This is a genomic window from Bradyrhizobium sp. (assembly GCF_016462955.1).
Classification (GTDB): domain Bacteria; phylum Pseudomonadota; class Alphaproteobacteria; order Rhizobiales; family Xanthobacteraceae; genus Bradyrhizobium.
Map to the genome: position 1 here is coordinate 1 of NZ_JAEMSD010000416.1, position 3,474 is coordinate 3,474.

The following is a 3,474-nucleotide window of genomic DNA, read 5'->3' on the forward strand; positions in this document are numbered from 1 at the left end:
CGCCGATATCCTCCATGGTCAGGAGAACGTCGGCATCGTCGCCCGGCTTGACGTCGTCGCGATGCAGATGCACGCGGTCGCCTTCGACCGGACCGAGCGTGCCGCGGAAGCGCTTGCGCCCCTCATGTGCCACGGCCATCTCGATCTTCACCATATGCCCGGAATAGCGCTCGAAATCGGAACGGCGCACCAGCGGGCGGTCGATGCCCGGCGAGGAGATCTCCAGCCGATAGGCGCGATCGATGGGATCGGCGACGTCGAGCACGGGCGACAGCGCCCGCGAGATCGCCTCGCAATCCTCGATCTGCATCGAGCCGTCCGGTCGCTCGGCCATGATCTGCACGGTGCAGCCGGCTTCCCCGGAAATGCGGATCCGCACCAGCCGATAGCCCATGCCCTGGAGCACGGGGGCTGCGACTGCCGACACCCGTGCCGCGGCGCCCGGCTCGACCACGAGCCGCGGCTCGGCCAGCAACTCGGCATCCGGGGAACCTGAGGTCGGTTCGGTCATGGCAGGGGTCAAGGCGCTCGTTGGTTAGGGCTTGGGTTAAGGCTTGGTTAATCCAAAGCTCGCTTCGGAACTCTCCCGACGACGCGTCGGGCCGCATCCTCCACCGAGCCGCATTCAGGTAATAAAAAAGAGCGGGTCCTTTCGGGCCCACTCTCCTACGCGGATCGTATGAGAAGATGAATTGGCGCTGATATAGCGCTTTCCACCCTCTCGGACAAGGCCCATTGCAGCGGTGACGGCCCTTTTTGCGCCGGCCCGCGGCGCCGCGCAACGCTTCCTTCATCTAGCCGGCCTAGATTCCCGGATTGTGGGGCGGCTTGAACCAAGGGCGCACCCGCGGCGTGCCCCGTTCGAGTTGCGTTTTCATGACCGTTGCCACGTCGCTCATTCCTGGACTGGAGGATATCGTCAAGCGTGGCGATCCCCGGCGCCGTGGCGATATCGCGCGCGCCATTTCCCAGCTGTTCTTCCAGGATGCGGAGAAGCTCCGCCCCGAACTGATCGATCTCTTCGACAATCTCCTGGTCGATCTCGTCCCGCATGCCGAACTGGCGTCGCGAGCCGATCTGGCCGAGCGCTTTTCGCACCTGAACAATGCGCCGCCGCACCTCGTCAATCAGCTCGCGCGCGAAAACGAGATCGCGGTGGCCGGCCCCGTGCTGCGCCGCTCGCCCGTGCTCGACGACGCGGCTCTGGTCGAGATCGCGCGCCTGAAGGGCCAGGGTCATCTGCTGGCGATGACGGAGCGTCCCGCTTTGTCGCCTGTGATCACCGACGTGCTGGTCGAGCGCGGCGATCGCGACGTGGTGCGCCGTGCCGCGGCCAATGCCGGTGCGGCGTTCTCGCCCGGCAGCTATTCCGAGCTGATCAAGCGCGCGGCGCAGGACGGGGTGCTGACGCTGAAGATCGGTCAGCGCAACGACCTTTCCGGCGAGCACCTGAAGCAACTGCTCGACGGTACCCTCGACGTCATCCGCCGCCGCCTCTCCACCGTGGTGAATCCCGCGCGCCAGGCCGAGATCAAGCGTGCGATGGCGGCGATCGACGAGGCCGCGCTGCCGCCCGGCCCGCGCCGCGACTACTCTGCGGCACAGCACACCGTGCTGACATTGCATCGCGGAGGCCATCTCGGCGAGAGCGCGCTGCTCGGCTTCGCCAAGGCGCAGAAATACGAGGAATCGATCGCCGCGCTCTCGGCGCTTTCAGGCGTTCGGCTCCCGGTGCTCGACCGCCTGATTGCGGGCGACCGCTACGATCCGCTTCTGATCCTTGGCCGCGTGCTGAACCTCGGTTGGCCCACGGTGCGCGCGCTCATCCTGCTCTGGTACGGGCCGAACCGCATGCCGGCCGACGCCGACATCGAGGCCGCGCGTCTGAACTTCACGCGCCTGATGCCGGCCACCGCCGAACGCGTCGTGAATTTCTGGCGCAACCGGCAGACGATCTAATCGAAGTTCGCGACTTCGCCGTCATGGCCGCGCAGGCGGGACAAGACCGGGCGTGACGAACGCGGATGGAGTGCACGCGAAATCTACACCCGCCGAAACCGCAGATAAGCCGCCTTGCGCCCCTCGCGCGCGGCCTTCCTTCCATAGCGCGTCATGGTGTAGCCGGGCCATGGCTGCCGGAAATCGTCGGCGCGTTCCGCAAGCCAGACGAAGTCCTGCGAGCGTGCCAGATGAGACAGCGTCCAGGCGCAATAATCGTCGATGTCGCAGACAAAGCGGAATTCACCATTCGGCTTCAGCACGCGCGCCATCGCCGCGATCGTCCGGTCCTGCACGAAGCGCCGCTTCCAGTGCCGCCGCTTCGGCCATGGATCGGGATGAATCAGGTCGATGCGCGACAGCGAGTCCTTGGGCAGCCAGGCCAGGAGCTCGGCGGCATCGCCCGCGAACAGGCGGATGTTGCCGATATTGGCGGCCTCGATCTGCGCGAGGATTTTCGCCATTCCGTTGACATAGGGCTCGCAGCCGATGAAGCCGGTCGTCGGGAAGTTCTGGGCCTCGGCGGCAAGATGCTCACCGCCGCCGAAGCCGATTTCGAGCCTGACATCTTCGGCCGCGGGGTCGAAGATGTCGCGCGCGTCCGCCGGCGCCTCGGCGTCGATGTCGAGCGCAAGATGGGGCAGCAACTGCTCGATCAACCCGGCCTGGTGCTGCCGGAGCTTGTGGCCCTTGCGGCGCCCGAAGAAGGCGCGCTCGCCGTCGTCGCGATCGGGATCTGATTTGCGGTCGCTCATCGCAGTGTCTGGTACAGGCGATGGAGCAGCCGGGCGCGCGGCGCGAGCGAGGAAACGTAGAGCTGCTCATAATGGGTGTGCGCGCCCTTGCCGTCGACGCCGAGCCCGTCGAGCGTCGCGGTGTGCGCGGCCGTGAAATTGCCGTCCGAGCCGCCGCCGGTGTGGGTGTCGATCAGCTCGAAGCCGATCTCGCCAGCGAGCGCCTTGGCATGCTCGTACAACGCGGCGCCTGCGCTGCTCTTCTCGTAAGGCGGCCGATTGAGCTCGCCACTGACCTTGACGGTGACGCCGTCGGTCTTCGATGTCAAAGCGAGAATCCTGCCGACGAACTCGTCGGCGTCCTCGAGGCTCATGACGCGCAGATCGACTTCGGCGTAAGCCTCCTCCGGCGTGACGTTGGGACGCGTGCCGCCGCGCACCACGCCGACATTGACGGTGACGCCGCGCGCGTAATCGTTCATCCCTTCCAGGGCCAGGATGAAGTTGCCGAGCTCGCGGACGGCGCTGCGGCCGTCTTCGGGCCGCGAGCCGGCATGGGCGGGCACGCCCTTGATGAAGACCTTGAAACGCCCGACGCCCTTGCGTGCGGTGACGATCCTGCCGCCGTCGCGTGCCGGCTCGGTGACCAGCACGTATTTGGCGTTGCGCCCTTCCTTCTCAATCAGCGCACGCGATGTCGGGCTGCCGATCTCCTCGTCCGAGGTGAACAGGTGCGTGATGC

At 66.5% G+C, this 3,474-nt stretch carries 4 protein-coding genes; 1 reads left to right on the plus strand and 3 read right to left on the minus strand.

Annotation, left to right across the window (positions count from 1 at the left end):
* Positions 1–511, minus strand: a 511-nt coding sequence (gene rimP / locus JHD07_RS30170) for a ribosome maturation factor RimP (RefSeq protein WP_291628772.1), incomplete at its 3' end; no start/stop codon positions are given.
* Between the two features lie 365 nt (positions 512–876).
* On the opposite strand from rimP, the gene JHD07_RS30175 reads away from it, so the two are divergent.
* On the plus strand, positions 877–1,959 hold the full coding sequence (locus JHD07_RS30175; RefSeq protein ID WP_291628774.1) for a DUF2336 domain-containing protein: 1,083 nt from the start codon (positions 877–879) through the stop codon (positions 1,957–1,959).
* 83 nt (positions 1,960–2,042) lie between these two features.
* Here the strand turns inward: JHD07_RS30175 and trmB are convergent, their stop codons facing one another.
* Positions 2,043–2,753 carry a tRNA (guanosine(46)-N7)-methyltransferase TrmB gene (trmB, locus tag JHD07_RS30180; RefSeq protein WP_291628775.1) on the minus strand — a complete coding sequence of 237 codons (711 nt, stop codon included), beginning with the start codon at positions 2,751–2,753 and terminating at the stop codon, positions 2,043–2,045.
* A partial coding sequence (locus JHD07_RS30185) for a M20/M25/M40 family metallo-hydrolase (RefSeq protein ID WP_291628776.1) occupies positions 2,750–3,474 on the minus strand: 725 nt, incomplete at its 5' end. The genes trmB and JHD07_RS30185, both read right to left, overlap by 4 nt.

Excerpts from the sequence above, each read along its gene's own strand:
- trmB (WP_291628775.1), bottom strand. The coding sequence starts at position 2,753 with ATGAGCGACCGCAAATCAGATCCCGATCGCGACGACGGCGAGCGCGCC.
- JHD07_RS30175 (WP_291628774.1), top strand. The coding sequence starts at position 877 with ATGACCGTTGCCACGTCGCTCATTCCTGGACTGGAGGATATCGTCAAG.